Below are 14,074 nucleotides of genomic sequence, written 5' to 3'. Positions count from 1 at the left end.
ACGGTTCCTTTCGTCTAGAAGCTGGGCGTTGCGGTCGGCACGAAGTCGGCCGTGTCGGTCGATTCGTAGTTGAAAGTGACATCCTTCCAGGTCTCCAGGGCAGCCTTTAGCGGCGTGCACCATCTGGCCGCCTGTTCGAGGATCTTGGTCCCTTCGCGCAGATAGTCGCGTCCCTCGTTGCGGGCGAGGATCATCGCTTCCAATGCGACGCGATTGGCCGTCGCGCCTGCCTGGATGCCGTCCGGATGGCCGATCGTGCCGCCACCGAACTGCAGGATGACGTCCTCGCCGAGATAGTGGATCAACTGGTGCATTTGGCCGGCATGGATGCCGCCTGAGGCGACGGGCATCACCTTGTTGAGCGAGCCCCACTCTTGGTCGAAGAACAATCCGGTTTCGAGGTTCTGCGGCGTGCGCTCCTCGCGCAGGGTGTCATAAAACCCCTTGATCATCAGTGGGTCGCCTTCCAGCTTGCCGACCACCGTGCCGGCATGGATGTGGTCGACGCCGGCCATCCGCATCCATTTGCAGATGACTCGAAAGTTCATGCCGTGGTTCTTCTGACGCGAATAGGTCGAGTTGCCGGCGCGGTGCAGGTGCAGGATCATGTCGTTGCGGCGTGCCCACTTGGCCATCGACTGGATCGCCGTGTAGCCGATGACGAGGTCGATCATGACGATGCAGGAGCCAAGCTGTTTTGCGAATTCGGCGCGCTCGTACATCTCCTCCATCGTGCCGGCGGTGACGTTGAGATAATGGCCCTTGACTTCGCCGGTGGCGGCCGATGCCTTGTTCACAGCCTCCATGCAGTAGAGGAAGCGGTCGCGCCAGTGCATGAAGGGCTGCGAGTTGATGTTCTCGTCGTCCTTGACGAAGTCGAGGCCGCCCTTCAGAGCCTCGTAGACGACGCGACCGTAGTTGCGGCCTGACAGGCCAAGCTTCGGCTTCGTCGTCGCGCCGAGCAGCGGCCGGCCGAACTTGTCGAGTCGCTCGCGTTCCACCACGATCCCAGTCGCCGGGCCCTGGAAGGTTTTGAGGTAAGCCACCGGGATGCGCATGTCTTCGAGCCGCAAGGCCTTGACTGCCTTGAAGCCGAACACGTTGCCGATGATCGAAGCAGTCAGGTTGGCGATTGAGCCCGGCTCGAACAGGTCGAGGTCGTAGGCGATGTGAGCGAAGTACTGTTGCTCGGTCCTGGTGCCGGGACCGGTGTTCGGCACCGGCTCGGATTTGAACGCCTTGGCGCGATAGAGCTCGCAGGCGGTCAGCCTGTCGGTCCACACCACGGTCCATGTCGCGGTAGAGGATTCACCGGCGATGGCGGCGGCCGCCTCCTCGTGGTCGACGCCGGGCTGCGGCGTGATCCGAAACATGGCGATCAGGTCGGTCTCCTTTGGCCGGTAGTCCGGCTCCCAATAGCCCATCTTCTTGTAGGGAATGACGCCCGACTTGTAGCGTTCGCTGCCTTCCTTGAGCGTGCCTGCTGACGGCATCTCGATCTTGTTCATGACAGGTCTCCTGTTGCCGCTCAGGCGGCTTTCGCGGTTGCGATATGCGGGTCGAGTTTTCCTGCGGCGTAACGTTTCGCCATCTCATCCATGGCGATCACCCCGATCTTCGACGCGCGGCCTGCGGTGCCGAAGCGTTCGAAGCGATCGCGGCAAAGGTCGCGCAGCGCGTCCATGGCGGGTTTCAGGAATTTACGCGGATCGAATTCGCGCGGGTCCTCCGTCGCGACGCGGCGGAACTGCCCGGCCATGGCCATTCGGCAATCGGTGTCGATGTTGACCTTGCGCACGCCGTAGCGGATGCCGCGCTCGATCTCCTCGACCGGGACGCCAAAGGTCTGGGGCATCTCGCCGCCATAGTTGTTGATGATGTCCTGCAGTTCCTGCGGCACGGAGGAAGACCCATGCATGACCAGATGCGTGTTGGGCAGCTTTTCGTGGATCGCCTCGATCACCTGCATGGCCAGGATGCCGCCGTCAGGCTTGCGGCTGAATTTATAGGCACCGTGTGAGGTACCGCAGGCGATCGCCAGCGCGTCGACCCGGGTGGCGGTCACGAAGTCGACCGCCTGGTCGGGATCGGTCAAAAGCTGGTCATGGGAAAGCGCGCCTTCAGCGCCGTGCCCGTCCTCGGCCTCGCCCTGGCCGGTTTCCAGCGAGCCGAGCACGCCAAGCTCGCCTTCGACCGAAGCGCCTACCCAATGCGCCATGCGTGCGACACGTTCGGTGATGGTGACGTTGTAGTCGTAGCTCGCCGGCGTCTTGGCATCCGCCATCAAGGATCCGTCCATCATCACCGAAGTGAAGCCGTGGCGGATCGCCGACAGGCAGGTGGCTTCGTTGTTGCCGTGATCCTGATGGATGCAGAGCGGAATGGCCGGATGGATTTCAGTCAATGCCTCCATCATCTTGGCCAGCATGATGTCATTGGCGTAGGAGCGGGCGCCGCGCGAGGCCTGGATGATGACCGGCGCATCGCAGGCCTTGGCCGCCTCCATGATGGCGAGGCCTTGCTCCATGTTATTGATGTTGAATGCCGGAACGCCGTAGCCATGCTCGGCGGCATGGTCGAGAAGCTGGCGAAGGGTGATGCGGGCCATGGTCGTCCTCCTAGATAATGAGCTTCAGCGCCGCTGCCGCGACGGCTTCGGGCGTGATGTCGAAATGCCGGTAGAGATCCGGGGCAGGGGCGCTGGCGCCGAAACCAGCCATGCCGACGAAAGCGCCGATGTCGCCGATCCAACGGTCCCAGCCGAGCCGTGCTGCGGCTTCGATGGCGATGCGAGGCGCCGAGCCGAGGACGGCCTTGCGGTGGTCCGCATCCTGTTCCTCAAAGAGCTCCCAGCACGGCATCGAGACGACCGCGGCGGCGACGCCGTGCTCGGTCGCCAGCCGTTCGGCGGCGGCAATAGCGATCTCGACCTCCGAGCCGGTGGCGATCAGCGTCACGGCGCGGTGCTCGGCTGGCTCGCGCAGGATGTAAGCGCCCTGGCTCGACCGGTTCTCCTCGCTGTGTGGCTCGTCGCTGTGTGCTTGGCGCAGCATCGGCAGGTTCTGGCGCGAGAGCACCAGCACGCTCGGCCGGCTCTCGCTCTTCAGCGCTAATTCCCAGCACTCCGCCGTTTCGATGATATCCGCTGGGCGGAAGACATTGAGGTTCGGCGTGGCACGCAACATCGCCAGGTGCTCGACTGGCTGGTGCGTCGGGCCGTCCTCGCCGAGGCCGATGGAATCGTGCGTCATCACGTAGATGACGCGCTGACCCATGAGCGCCGAGAGCCGCATCGCGCCGCGCGCATAGTCGGCGAAGCACAGGAACGTACCGCCATAGGGCACGAAGCCTCCATGCAGCGCGATGCCGTTCATGGCGGCGGCCATGCCGTGCTCACGGATGCCGTAGTGAATGTAGCGGCCGGCGTAGTCACTCGGCGCAACGCGGTTCATGCCCTTGGTGATCGTCAGGTTCGAATGCGTCAGATCGGCGGAGCCGCCGACGGTCAGCTCGGTAGCGGCGTTGATCACACCGAGCGCCATTTCGGAGGCTTTGCGCGTTGCGACCTTGGTCGCCTTCTCGACATGCTCCTTGCGGAAAGCCACTAGGGCCTCGAAGACCGCGTCGGGCAAGTTGCCGGTGATCGCGCTCGCAAAGGCCTCGTGCTGCGGCGAGGCGGCAAGCCGCTGCTCCCAGGCGTGCCGCGCCGCTTGCCCGCGCTCGGCAATTTCGCGCCAGGCGAAAAGGATGTCGTCCGGCACCTCGAACGGCGCGTGGGCCCAGCCGATGTTTTCGCGTGTCGCGGCGATCTCTGCATCGCCCAGCGGCGCGCCATGCGTCTTCTCCGAGCCGCCGAGATTGGGCGCACCCTTGCCAATCACTGTGCGGCAGGCAATCAGCGACGGACGATCCGACCGTTGCGCCGCCTCGATTGCCGCGCCGACAGCTTCCATGTCGTGGCCGTCCACCGATTGGATATGCCATCCAGCGGCTTTGAATCGTGCCGGCTGGTCCATCGATGTCGACAGCGAAGTCGGCCCGTCAATGGAAATGGCATTGTCGTCCCAGAAGACGATCAGGCGGGAGAGCTTCAGGTGACCAGCGAGGTCTATCGCCTCGTGGCTGATGCCCTCCTGCAGGCAGCCGTCGCCCGCAATCACATAGGTACGATGATTGACCAGATCGGCACCGTAGCGGGCATAGAGCATGCGTTCCGCCAGCGCCATGCCGACCGCCGTGGAAATACCTTGTCCGAGCGGGCCGGTGGTCGTCTCGATACCAAGCGCATGGCCATATTCCGGATGTCCGGCGGTGCGGCTGCCCAACTGCCGAAATCGCTGCAATTCCTCGATCGGCATGTCTTCATAGCCGAGCAAATAATGCAGCGCGTATTGCAGCATCGAGCCGTGCCCGGCCGAAAGCACGAAGCGGTCGCGATCGGGCCAGTTGGGCGCCGACGGATCGATGTCGATGAACCGGCTGAACAGCACCGTCGCGACGTCGGCCATGCCCATCGGCATTCCCGGATGACCGGAATTGGCCTTTTGGACGCTGTCCATCGCTAATGCGCGAATGGCGTTTGCCATGTCGCGCTCCGAGACGGCGGCGACGGGCTTCAATGCTGCTGCCTGGCTGTTCATGGAGTCCTCCTCACGACACACGGTTCTTGCGCTCGATCAATTGCAGGATGAGCGGCGTCAGGATCAGCTGCATGGCAAGATCGAGCTTGTTGCCTGGCACCACTATGGAATTCGGCCGCGACATGAACGAGTCGTGGATCATCGACAGCAGGTAAGGGAAATCGATGCCGCGGGGATTGGCGAAGCGGATGACCAGCATCGATTCGTCGGGCGTCGGAATCCAGCGCGCGATGAATGGATTGGACGTGTCGACGATCGGCACGCGCTGGAAGTTGATGGCGGTCTGTGAGAATTGCGGGACGATGTAGCGAACATAGTCCGGCATGCGGCGCAGGATCACGTCCATCACCGCCTCGGTGGAATAGCCGCGCGTTGCGCGGTCGCGATGGATCTTCTGGATCCATTCGAGATTTATGACTGGCACCACGCCGATCTTGAGGTCCGCGTGCCTGGCCAGGTTGATCTTGTCGGTGACGACGCAGCCATGCAGGCCCTCGTAGAAGAGCAGGTCGCTCGGAGCGAATTCGCGCCATTCGGTAAAATGTCCCGGCGGCGTGCCGTACTGCTTCTCCTCGTCCTCGTCATGGATGTAGGTGCGGGTCTTTCCGGTTCCCCGGCGGCCGTATTCCTCAAACACCTCTTCCAGGATTCCGAGTTCGTTGGCCTCGGCATTGAAGTGGGTGAAGTTCGGATTGCCCGCCTTCTCCTCTTCGGCCACTTTTACCTTCATTGCGGCGCGGTCATAGCGGTGAAAGGCATCGCCTTCGATGAAGGCGGCGTCGATGTTCTCGCGCCGGAAGATCAGCTCGAAGATGCGCTTGACCGAGGTGGTGCCTGCCCCTGAGGACCCGGTGATGGTGATGACGGGGTGCTTTGCCGACATGGTGCTCAGGCCCTGAACAGGCCGCGGCGGCTGAACAACGGCGCACGTTCGCCGATGTTGCTCGGCTCGGTGTGATAGCGGGTTATGCGCGCGACTTCCCGCGCCGACCCGAAGATCATGGGCACGCGCTGATGCAGGCTCTCGGGTTCGATTTCCAGGATGCGGGTGATCGCATCGGTGGCGGCACCGGCCGCCTGTTCTATGAGATAGGCGATCGGGTTGGCCTCGTAGACGAGGCGCAGCCGTCCATGACGGTAGCCCTTGCGCCGGTCGCCTGGGTAGAGAAACACGCCGCCGCGCATCAATATGCGGTAGCAGTCGGCGACCAGGGAGGCGATCCAGCGCATGTTGAAATCCTTCTCACGCGGTCCATCGGTCCCCTCCAGGCAGTCGTCGATATAGAGCCGCACAGCCTCATCCCAGTGCCGGTAGTTGGCGGCGTTGATCGCAAACTCCTGGGTGCGTTCCGGAATGATCCGGCTCTCGTAGGCCTGGACGAAGGTGCCGAGCCTGGTCGAGAGGACGAAGACATGCGTACCGCTGCCGAGCGACAGGACGAGCGCCAGCTGCGGCCCATAGATGAAGAAACCGGCGCCCAGCTGGTTCACGCCTGCCTGCAAGAAAGAGGCGGCCGGATCAGCATCCGGCGCGCCAGTCGCAGGGAGGAGCGAGAAGATCGTTCCGATCGACACGTTGGTATCGATGTTGGAAGAGCCATCGAGCGGGTCAATGGCAATGGCGAGTGGCGCTTGCCTGTCGAGCAGAACCGGCTGTTCCAGTTCCTCGGAGACGTAAAGCGCGACCGGAGCATGGCGCATGGCGTCGAGGAAGATGTCGTCGGAGAAGACATCAAGATCCTTCTGGATATCGCCGTCGGCATTGGCGCCACGGATTCCGGCAAATGCGGCGCCGAGCGCCCCTTGATTGATGGTATTGCGAACCTTGCTGGCGGCCTGTGTCAGCTGACGGACGGTCATCACAACCGCGGAACGGAGTTCGTCTGGCTGGCCAAGATAGGAGTTCAGAAAAGCGTCGAGCGTTGCCGCTGGCATCGTAACCTCCCGATCCCGCCGCATCTCCCTCGGATCGGCCGGACTGGGGAATGGAAACAAAAGACATGCGATAAGTAAAATTCAATAACTTTACTTTGCTAGTAAAAATAATTTAGTATGCGGCATGAGAAGCCTCTCGCTCAAGCATTTCAAGACCGTCCAGGCAATCATCAAGTGCGGAAAAATTGTCGGCGCGGCCAAGATGTTAGGTCTGTCTCCGCCAGCGCTGACAATTCAGTTGCGGCAAGTGGAGGAAGAATTCCAGCTGGCTCTGTTCGACCGGACGTCGGACGGCATGCGTCCCACTGCCGCAGGTTTGGCCTTCTTCGAGACGGCGCAGGCTATCGAGGAGCACCTCGGTCTGCTCGAAGACAAGATGGACGCCATCAAGGGTGTGCGCACCGGCAGCTTGAGGCTCGGCGTCGTTTCCACCGCCAAATATTTCGCGCCGCGGCTGATGGCTGCGTTCATGAAGGACCATCCCGACATCGACATGCGGCTTGCGATCGGCAATCGTGCCCAGACGATCGACAACCTCAGGAATCACGACATCGACATCGCGCTGATGGGGCGCCCGGCGAAAGAGGTTCCGGTGCGTGCTTCGGTCTTCGGCGATCACCCACTGGTCATCATCGCGCCGCCCGAACACGCGCTGGCGGCGGCGCGCGATATCTCCAAGGAGCGGATCGCCGAGGAGCATTTCCTTATTCGCGAGCCCGGCTCCGGAACCCGCATCTCGCTGGAAATATTCCTGAGCGACGTGCCTGGCCGCATCGACGACCTCGGTGTCGAGATGGGCTCGAACGAAACAATCAAGCAGGCGGTGATGGCTGGTCTGGGCATCGCCTTCATCTCTGCCCACACCATCGCTGCAGAAACCGAAGCTGGCCGGCTCGTCATCCTCGACGTTGTCGGGATGCCGATCCGCCGGCAATGGTTTTCGGTGATGCGCACCGATCACGCGATCTCGCCGGCTATGGCGACGTTCAACGATTTCCTGATGCGCAAGGGGGCGATGTACCTGCCCCTCTTCGGCAAGCTCTATCCGGACAAAGCGGGATGAAGTTGGACTGGGGCGCCGACCGCAACGACCGACCTACCAACGCTGGAGATCGCAAGATGGGTCAAGAAGGGAGTGGAGAACGCCAGGCGATCGTTGGCGTTAGATAAGCTGCATGTTATGTTGCGGTGCGAAAGAGCGGGGGCACGTCCTTTCACCCACAAGCGATCTGTATGTGCGACCCTGCAGACTGGTCGGTATCTCGGAAAGCTCCCCAGGCATGGGGGTTCGGGAATTCGATGGGGAAAAGGGGCAATGCTTTACACGCTCGTAATGCTGGTTTGCTTGACGGATGTGCCGCAGACCTGTGAACAACGCGAACAAATGGTGGACGGTCTGGCGATGAATCCTGGGACTGCCTTCATGCAGGCGCAGCCGCTGGTGGCTCACTGGATGGAGACACATCCAGGGTATTTCGTGCAGCGCTGGCGCGTGCTGCCCGGTCGAGGGACGTGAGATCTGCCGCCAAGCTCGAATGAGGTCTATTTCCTGGGGAGCAATTCCGAAGCGGTCTTGGTCAATACGTAGAGCCGCTGCTCTATTATCGTCGGCACGTCGCAGACGTAGGTCAGTGACTGGACACGTTCATTGAAAATTCGGGTTGCGAAATTCAGCTGATCGGTGCGCCGCGCCACCTCGTCGGGATCGGCATCCGGCTTGGCGCGCAATGCATCGAGGTCGGATGCTTCCTTACGGAGCTTGGCGGCCATTTCGAGCTGCTTGTGGGCGTAACGGGAAATGGCCGAAATCACATGCGAACGCTCGGCGTCCATATGATCGAACATCCCCTGCACCAGCATCGCCATTTTCGGTGCAAGCTGCCCGACCGGCAGGGAGGCGGCGAAATCCTTGATTTCCTTCTTGGCGTCCGCAATCGGCATCCGCCGTGCCGCCACGTCCTCGACCAGAGCGGAGACAGCGGTATCCTTCGACCAATCCTTGGCCGACGGCGGCAGATTCGGCCCGTTCCAGACCTGGCCGAGCGATAGTTGCGGCACCTTGCGCTGCATGCAGGGCCAGTCCGGATCAGTGGTTGCCGCATTGGCATTCGCGATCGGGACAAAACTGGCGACCAGAACCAGGCTGCGAACGAGAACCATCCCTGCCATCAGCCGTTTCCTCCCGGGTCCTGTTTGCGGGTCATCAGGCCGCGCGAGGGGTCGTAGGCGATGATGGCGCCGGCCAGAAACAGCAGCGTGAATCCGGCGACGATGACCAGCGACACCCAATCGACCTGCCCATAGAAAGCGAAGCGGATCAGTTCGACGGCATAGGTGAACGGATTGGCGAGGCAGATCTTGTAGAGCAGCGGACTCGCCTCCTGTATGCGCCACAAGGGATAGAGTGCCGGAGAAGCGAAATAGCCGGGAAAGATGACGAAGTTCATGATGCCGGCGAAGTTTTCGAGTTGCTTGATCATCGAAGACAAAAGCATGCCGAGCGCGCACAGCATCATGCCCGACAGGAACAGCGCCGGCAGCACCGTCAAATAGCCAAGCGGCGACGCCTTGACGCCCCAGAACCAGGCAACGATCAGAAACGCGTAAACCTGCGCGATCGACACCGCGACACCGGCGAGCATCTTCGACACCAGCAGGAACCAGCGCGGGAAGGGGCTGACCAGCAGGGTGCGCATGTTGCCCATCTCGCGGTCATAGACCATCGACAGCGAAGACTGCATGCCCGAAAAGAGCAGGATCATGCCGCACAGGCCCGGCGTGATGTAAACCTCGTATAGCACGTAGGTCTTGTAGGGTGGGATGATCGATACACCGAGCACCTGCCGGAATCCGGCGGCGAAGATGAACAGCCAGACGAGAGGCCGAACCAGCGAGGATATGAAGCGCTCGCGCTGGTGCATGAAGCGCAGGCACTCCCGCAGGACGATTCCCTTCAGGCAAATGAGATGGTGCCTGAGGCCGAATTCTTCGAACCTGACCGGCATGATGCCGGCTGCTTTTTCGGGCATTGCGGGGGCGCTCATGGCGACACCTCCGGGGCGCTGGTTGTTTCGATGCGGCTGAGCTTCGAAAAAGCAGCGCGGATCGAATTGGCACTCGTGTCCCTGACGACGTCGGCGACCTTGCCCTTGGCAGCCAGTTCGCCTTGCCGCAAGACGACGACATGGTCGCCGTCTTCGACCTCATCGATCAGATGCGTTGCCCACAGCACGCCAATGCCCTCGGTTTCGACGAGCTTGCGGATGGTCGCGAGAATGCCTGCGCGCGATTCGATGTCGAGACCGACGGTCGCCTCGTCGAGCAGCAGCAGCAACGGGCGGTGGAGCAGAGCCCGGGCGATCTCAATTCGCCGCATTTGGCCGCCGGAAAGGCTGCGTGCCTTGTCATGCTGCCGGCCCTGCATGCCGACTGTGTCGAGCAGCGCGGCAATACGCTGCTGGGCCTCGCGTTCCGCGATGCCATGCAGGGAGGCATGGTAGGAGAGATTCTGGTGGACGCTGAGATCGAGGTCGAGCGTGCGTGCCTGGAACACGATGCCGACACGCCTGAGCGCTTCGCCCGAAGCGCGGCAGACATCATGGCCGAAGATGCGGATCGATCCGCGGCGCGTGTCATAGAGGTGGCTGATCAGCGAGAACAGAGTTGTTTTGCCGGCGCCGTTGAGGCCGAGAAGAACGGTGAAAGTTGCTGGCGCGACCGAGAATGAGATGTCGTTGAGCGCTCGCTTCGGACCATAGGAATGGCCGATGCCGGCGACATCGAGCGCCGCCACCGCGCTTTCAGGCCCGCTTGTCCTCACATGCTGCATGCCGCTCACTCCTTCGGGGCGTGCTGGTTATCTAGTGCACTTGCAGTGACCCCGTGGCAATATTCATCATTCGGCCTCCCTGATAATCACCGCGTTCTATCGGGGTGATATGGCCACGCCCCAAGGCTGCTGGCCCACCGTGACCGATTGAACCGGCTCGTCGGTCGCCGTGTCGATGAAGGTGATGTCGTTGGAATTGCCGTTGGTGGTGATCAGCGTCTTCTGATCGGGGGTGAAGTCGAGATGCCAGACGCGCTGGCCGACGAGAATGTATTTTTCCACCTCGTAGCTTTCGGTGTTAATCACCGCGACATGGTTCGCCGGGCCGAGCGCGACATAGGCTTTCTTGCCATCGGCGCTGATGGCGATCCCCACCGGCTGGATGGTTTCGGCCCGCAGCCCCGCAATCGCGAACGCGATCTTCTTCACCACCTCGCGTTTGGAACTGTCAATGACGCTGACCGTCCCGCCGACCTCGGCGCTGACCCAGACCTGTGACCCGTCGGGCTTGAACTGGGCGAAGCGCGGACGGGTGTCGACCAGCACATTGTCCGTCACCTCGTGGCTGCCGGTGTCGATGAAATGCGCCATGCTGGTGGTTTCGGAAGTGTTGACCATGGTCTTGCCATCTGGACTGACAGCCATGCCTTCAGGCTCAACGCCAACGGGAATTTCGGTCACGACTTGTTTGCTCTCGACGTCAATCGCGGTGACGAGATTGTCGTCCTCGTTAGCGACGTAAAGTGTCTTGCCGTCGGGCGAAAGCACGAACAATTCGGGGTCCGGGCCCGATGGCAGCGTGCCGACGATCTGAAGCGTCGCGGTGTCGATGATTTCGATCGTATCATCGTCGCTGGCGCATAAGTAGATGAGCTTGCCGTCGTGCGAGATGGTGATGCCGCGCGGTCTCTGACCCACTTCGACGGTCTTCACCACTTGCATCGTCGCCGTGTCGACGACGGTTATTGTATTGTCTTTCTCGTTGGAGACATAGACCATGTAGGCGGACGCCGGATTGGCCATGAAGCCGGTTGCCAGGATGGCGAGTGCGCAAGCTCGTCTCTGCACGAAATTCCTCCCGACAGCTTCTACTTAAGGACACATTTCGTTTCCGGCTGATCGACGCCGAGCGTATCGAGCTCGGAGATCTGGTGGAGATAACCCTCCTGTGGGGATGTCGAGACGACCGATTTGTTATCGCCGAGCAGGATTGGCTGGCGAAGCTGATGGTTCCATTTGCGGAAGGTCAGCTTCTGTCCCTTGAAGGCGGCGACCGAGAAATCGTCCGAGCGGATGTAGTCGCTGATCTTCTTGGGATCGTCGCCATTTGTATGCGTGCTGGCTTCGCCCACCACCCGCACCGCCGTCCAGGCCGACATGTCCTTGGACAGCATTCGCCGTCCGGTCGTCCTCAGGAACCGGCTCTGCATCTGGATGCCGCCCCATTGCTCGCTCGCGGGATGCCAGGACGACGCCACAAGACCAGCCGTGCCGGCGACCAGCCGCGATGTCCAGGTGCGGTAGGGCACATAAGTTCCGAACACCTCGCTCTCGTCGGCGACAAGCACCACGTCATGCTCCGGCAGATCCTGCGTGAACACGGAAATCTGCTGCTGTATCTGCGTGGCGCCGGTATCGGTGCGGCGCGCCGTGCCGGTGTCTTTGAATTCCTTCTCGGCGACGATTTGGCCGCCGAAGCGGGCCGCCGCGCGGCGCAAGGCGTCCGCGTAAAGATGATCTTGCTCATGCGAACCGTAGAGCAGCACCCAATTCGGCCATTTCTTGACCACGAGGTACTGCGCCAGCGCGTCGGCAAGCATGCTGCGCGTCGGCGCGACATGGAAGACATTTACGCGGCAGTCCTCCTCGCGCAGGCTGTCGTCACTGGCACCGACATTGAAGACCAGGACCGCCTTGTCGCGGGCGATGTCGGCGATCGACAGCAATTGCCTGGCCGACAGGTCCGCGACCACATAGCGATCGCCTTTGGCGATCAGATCCTCGAATGCTTGAACGGCATCGGCCTCCGGCTTTATCTCGGTGACGTCGAGGCTGAATTTCTGGCTGGTGAATTTTCCGGTCGTGTTGTTATCGCCGATTGCGACATTGGCGCCGGCGACCCCTTCGTCACGCGGCGGCAGGTCGAGCAACGAAAGCGTCAGTTGCGGCGCGTAGGCCCGCAAATAACCTATCTTGATTTCGGTTATCTTTTTTTCCGGCCTCTCGGTCGCAGCCGATTGCTTGCCCGCCAGTTCCTGGGCCATCACGTCCGGAATGTTGATGGCCTGGAGAAAAAAAACCAACAAGGCCGCGAGAGTGCCTGGCACCACGCTCGTCATCGATAAAACTGCCCGTTCTTGCACTAAAGTCCGATTGATGCCGAACCCGCGCGAATTCAAGGTGCCCAGGATGAGCTTAGCGGACCCAAAAAATTTATCAAACCCCTGCGAGGTGGATTAGGGGTCTGCTTTAGTCCTATGCCTTTTCGCGGGGGGATGGCGGTGGCTGAGCGGATCGCGGTCTTCGACTTCGAGAGCATCCGCAGCAATGTCGGAACGTGAAACTCTATCGATCGCTTGGGAGGATTTGCTCGATGAAGACCCGCGCCGCTGTCGCTGTCGCCGCCGGAAAGCCTCTGGAGATCATGGAGGTCGACCTCGAGGGTCCGCGCGAGGGCGAGGTGCTGGTCGAGATCAAGGCGACCGGCATCTGCCACACCGACGAATTCACGCTGTCGGGCGCCGACCCTGAAGGCCTGTTTCCGGCCATCCTCGGCCATGAGGGTGCCGGCATCGTCGTCGATGTCGGCAAGGGCGTCACCTCGGTCAAAAAGGGCGACCACGTCATCCCGCTCTATACGCCCGAATGCCGCCAGTGCCCGTCCTGCCTGTCCAGGAAAACCAATCTTTGCACGGCGATCCGCGCCACGCAGGGGCAAGGGTTGATGCCCGACGGCTCGTCGCGCTTCTCGATCGGCAAGGACAAGATCTTTCATTACATGGGCTGTTCGACCTTCTCCAACTTCACCGTGCTGCCCGAAATCGCGCTGGCCAAGGTCAACCCGGACGCTCCATTCGACAAGATCTGCTACATCGGCTGCGGCGTCACCACCGGCATCGGTGCTGTCATCAACACCGCCAGGGTCGAGCAAGGGGCGACCGCAGTGGTCTTCGGTCTCGGAGGCATCGGCCTCAACGTCATCCAGGGCCTGAAGCTCGCCGGCGCCGACATGATCATCGGCGTCGATTTAAACAACGACAAGAAGGCCTGGGGCGAGAGATTCGGCATGACGCATTTCGTCAATCCGAAGGAGATCGACGGCGATATCGTGCCTCATCTCGTCAACATGACCAAGCGCGGCGCCGATCAGATCGGCGGCGCCGACTATACGTTCGACTGCACCGGCAACACCAAGGTGATGCGCCAGGCGCTCGAAGCCTCGCATCGCGGCTGGGGCAAGTCCGTCGTCATCGGCGTCGCCGGCGCCGGCCAGGAGATCTCGACGCGGCCGTTCCAGCTGGTCACCGGACGCACCTGGATGGGCACTGCCTTCGGCGGCGCGCGCGGCCGCACCGACGTGCCGAAGATCGTCGACTGGTACATGGACGGCAAGATCCAGATCGACCCGATGATCACCCACACGTTGAAGCTCGAGGACATCAACAAGGGT

General features: G+C 61.6%; 13 protein-coding genes. 3 read left to right on the top strand and 10 right to left on the bottom strand.

What is annotated here, in order from left to right; translation table 11 throughout:
- Positions 1–14: 14 nt before the first annotated feature.
- Genes NKH02_RS18540 through NKH02_RS18520 form a run of 5 tightly spaced genes read right to left on the bottom strand, consistent with a single transcriptional unit; the run spans position 15 to position 6,575 of the window.
- Positions 15–1,508 (bottom strand): ribulose-bisphosphate carboxylase large subunit, encoded by a 1,494-nt coding sequence (locus NKH02_RS18540; protein WP_502913830.1) that lies wholly within the window; start codon positions 1,506–1,508, stop codon positions 15–17.
- A 20-nt stretch (positions 1,509–1,528) separates the two neighbouring features.
- Positions 1,529–2,608 carry a class II fructose-bisphosphate aldolase gene (gene fba, locus NKH02_RS18535; RefSeq protein WP_352880557.1) on the bottom strand — a complete coding sequence of 360 codons (1,080 nt, stop codon included), beginning with the start codon at positions 2,606–2,608 and terminating at the stop codon, positions 1,529–1,531.
- Positions 2,609–2,618: 10 nt separating this feature from the next.
- Entirely contained in the window at positions 2,619–4,640 is a 2,022-nt protein-coding gene (tkt, locus tag NKH02_RS18530) for a transketolase (RefSeq protein ID WP_352880555.1), read from the bottom strand.
- A 10-nt stretch (positions 4,641–4,650) separates the two neighbouring features.
- The gene (locus NKH02_RS18525; protein WP_352880553.1) at positions 4,651–5,523 is read right to left on the bottom strand and encodes a phosphoribulokinase; all 873 of its coding nucleotides are present in this window, start codon (positions 5,521–5,523) and stop codon (positions 4,651–4,653) included.
- 5 nt (positions 5,524–5,528) lie between these two features.
- On the bottom strand, positions 5,529–6,575 hold the full coding sequence (locus NKH02_RS18520; protein ID WP_352880551.1) for a class 1 fructose-bisphosphatase: 1,047 nt from the start codon (positions 6,573–6,575) through the stop codon (positions 5,529–5,531).
- Positions 6,576–6,699: 124 nt separating this feature from the next.
- Between NKH02_RS18520 and NKH02_RS18515 the strand changes: the two genes are divergently transcribed.
- Both NKH02_RS18515 and NKH02_RS18510 read left to right on the top strand, forming a co-directional pair.
- Positions 6,700–7,638 (top strand): LysR family transcriptional regulator, encoded by a 939-nt coding sequence (locus NKH02_RS18515; protein WP_352880549.1) that lies wholly within the window; start codon positions 6,700–6,702, stop codon positions 7,636–7,638.
- A gap of 252 nt (positions 7,639–7,890) precedes the next feature.
- Entirely contained in the window at positions 7,891–8,091 is a 201-nt protein-coding gene (locus NKH02_RS18510) for a hypothetical protein (RefSeq protein ID WP_352880547.1), read from the top strand.
- Positions 8,092–8,117: 26 nt separating this feature from the next.
- Here NKH02_RS18510 and NKH02_RS18505 read toward each other — a convergent pair whose 3' ends face one another.
- The 5 genes from NKH02_RS18505 to NKH02_RS18485 all read right to left on the bottom strand — a co-directional run bounded on the left by NKH02_RS18505 (position 8,118) and on the right by NKH02_RS18485 (position 12,668).
- Positions 8,118–8,744 carry a hypothetical protein gene (locus tag NKH02_RS18505; protein WP_352880546.1) on the bottom strand — a complete coding sequence of 209 codons (627 nt, stop codon included), beginning with the start codon at positions 8,742–8,744 and terminating at the stop codon, positions 8,118–8,120.
- On the bottom strand, positions 8,744–9,619 hold the full coding sequence (locus NKH02_RS18500) for an ABC transporter permease (RefSeq protein ID WP_502913829.1): 876 nt from the start codon (positions 9,617–9,619) through the stop codon (positions 8,744–8,746). The genes NKH02_RS18505 and NKH02_RS18500 overlap by 1 nt, the downstream gene beginning before the upstream one ends.
- Complete coding sequence (locus tag NKH02_RS18495) at positions 9,616–10,404, bottom strand: lanthanide ABC transporter ATP-binding protein PedB/LutE (RefSeq protein ID WP_352880544.1); 789 nt, start codon at positions 10,402–10,404, stop codon at positions 9,616–9,618. The genes NKH02_RS18500 and NKH02_RS18495 overlap by 4 nt, the downstream gene beginning before the upstream one ends.
- 96 nt (positions 10,405–10,500) lie before the next feature.
- A complete protein-coding gene (locus tag NKH02_RS18490) occupies positions 10,501–11,472 on the bottom strand; it encodes a YVTN family beta-propeller repeat protein (RefSeq protein ID WP_352880542.1) in 972 nt (323 codons plus the stop codon).
- Positions 11,473–11,492: 20 nt separating this feature from the next.
- Positions 11,493–12,668 (bottom strand): ABC transporter substrate-binding protein, encoded by a 1,176-nt coding sequence (locus tag NKH02_RS18485; protein ID WP_502913835.1) that lies wholly within the window; start codon positions 12,666–12,668, stop codon positions 11,493–11,495.
- A 329-nt stretch (positions 12,669–12,997) separates the two neighbouring features.
- Between NKH02_RS18485 and NKH02_RS18480 the strand changes: the two genes are divergently transcribed.
- A partial coding sequence (locus NKH02_RS18480) for an S-(hydroxymethyl)glutathione dehydrogenase/class III alcohol dehydrogenase (RefSeq protein ID WP_352880540.1) occupies positions 12,998–14,074 on the top strand: 1,077 nt, incomplete at its 3' end.

The organism is Mesorhizobium sp. M1396 (assembly GCF_040317725.1).
Classification (GTDB): domain Bacteria; phylum Pseudomonadota; class Alphaproteobacteria; order Rhizobiales; family Rhizobiaceae; genus Mesorhizobium.
The sequence above is the reverse complement of the archived record's forward strand: the minus strand, read 5'-3'. Positions and strand labels throughout refer to the sequence as shown.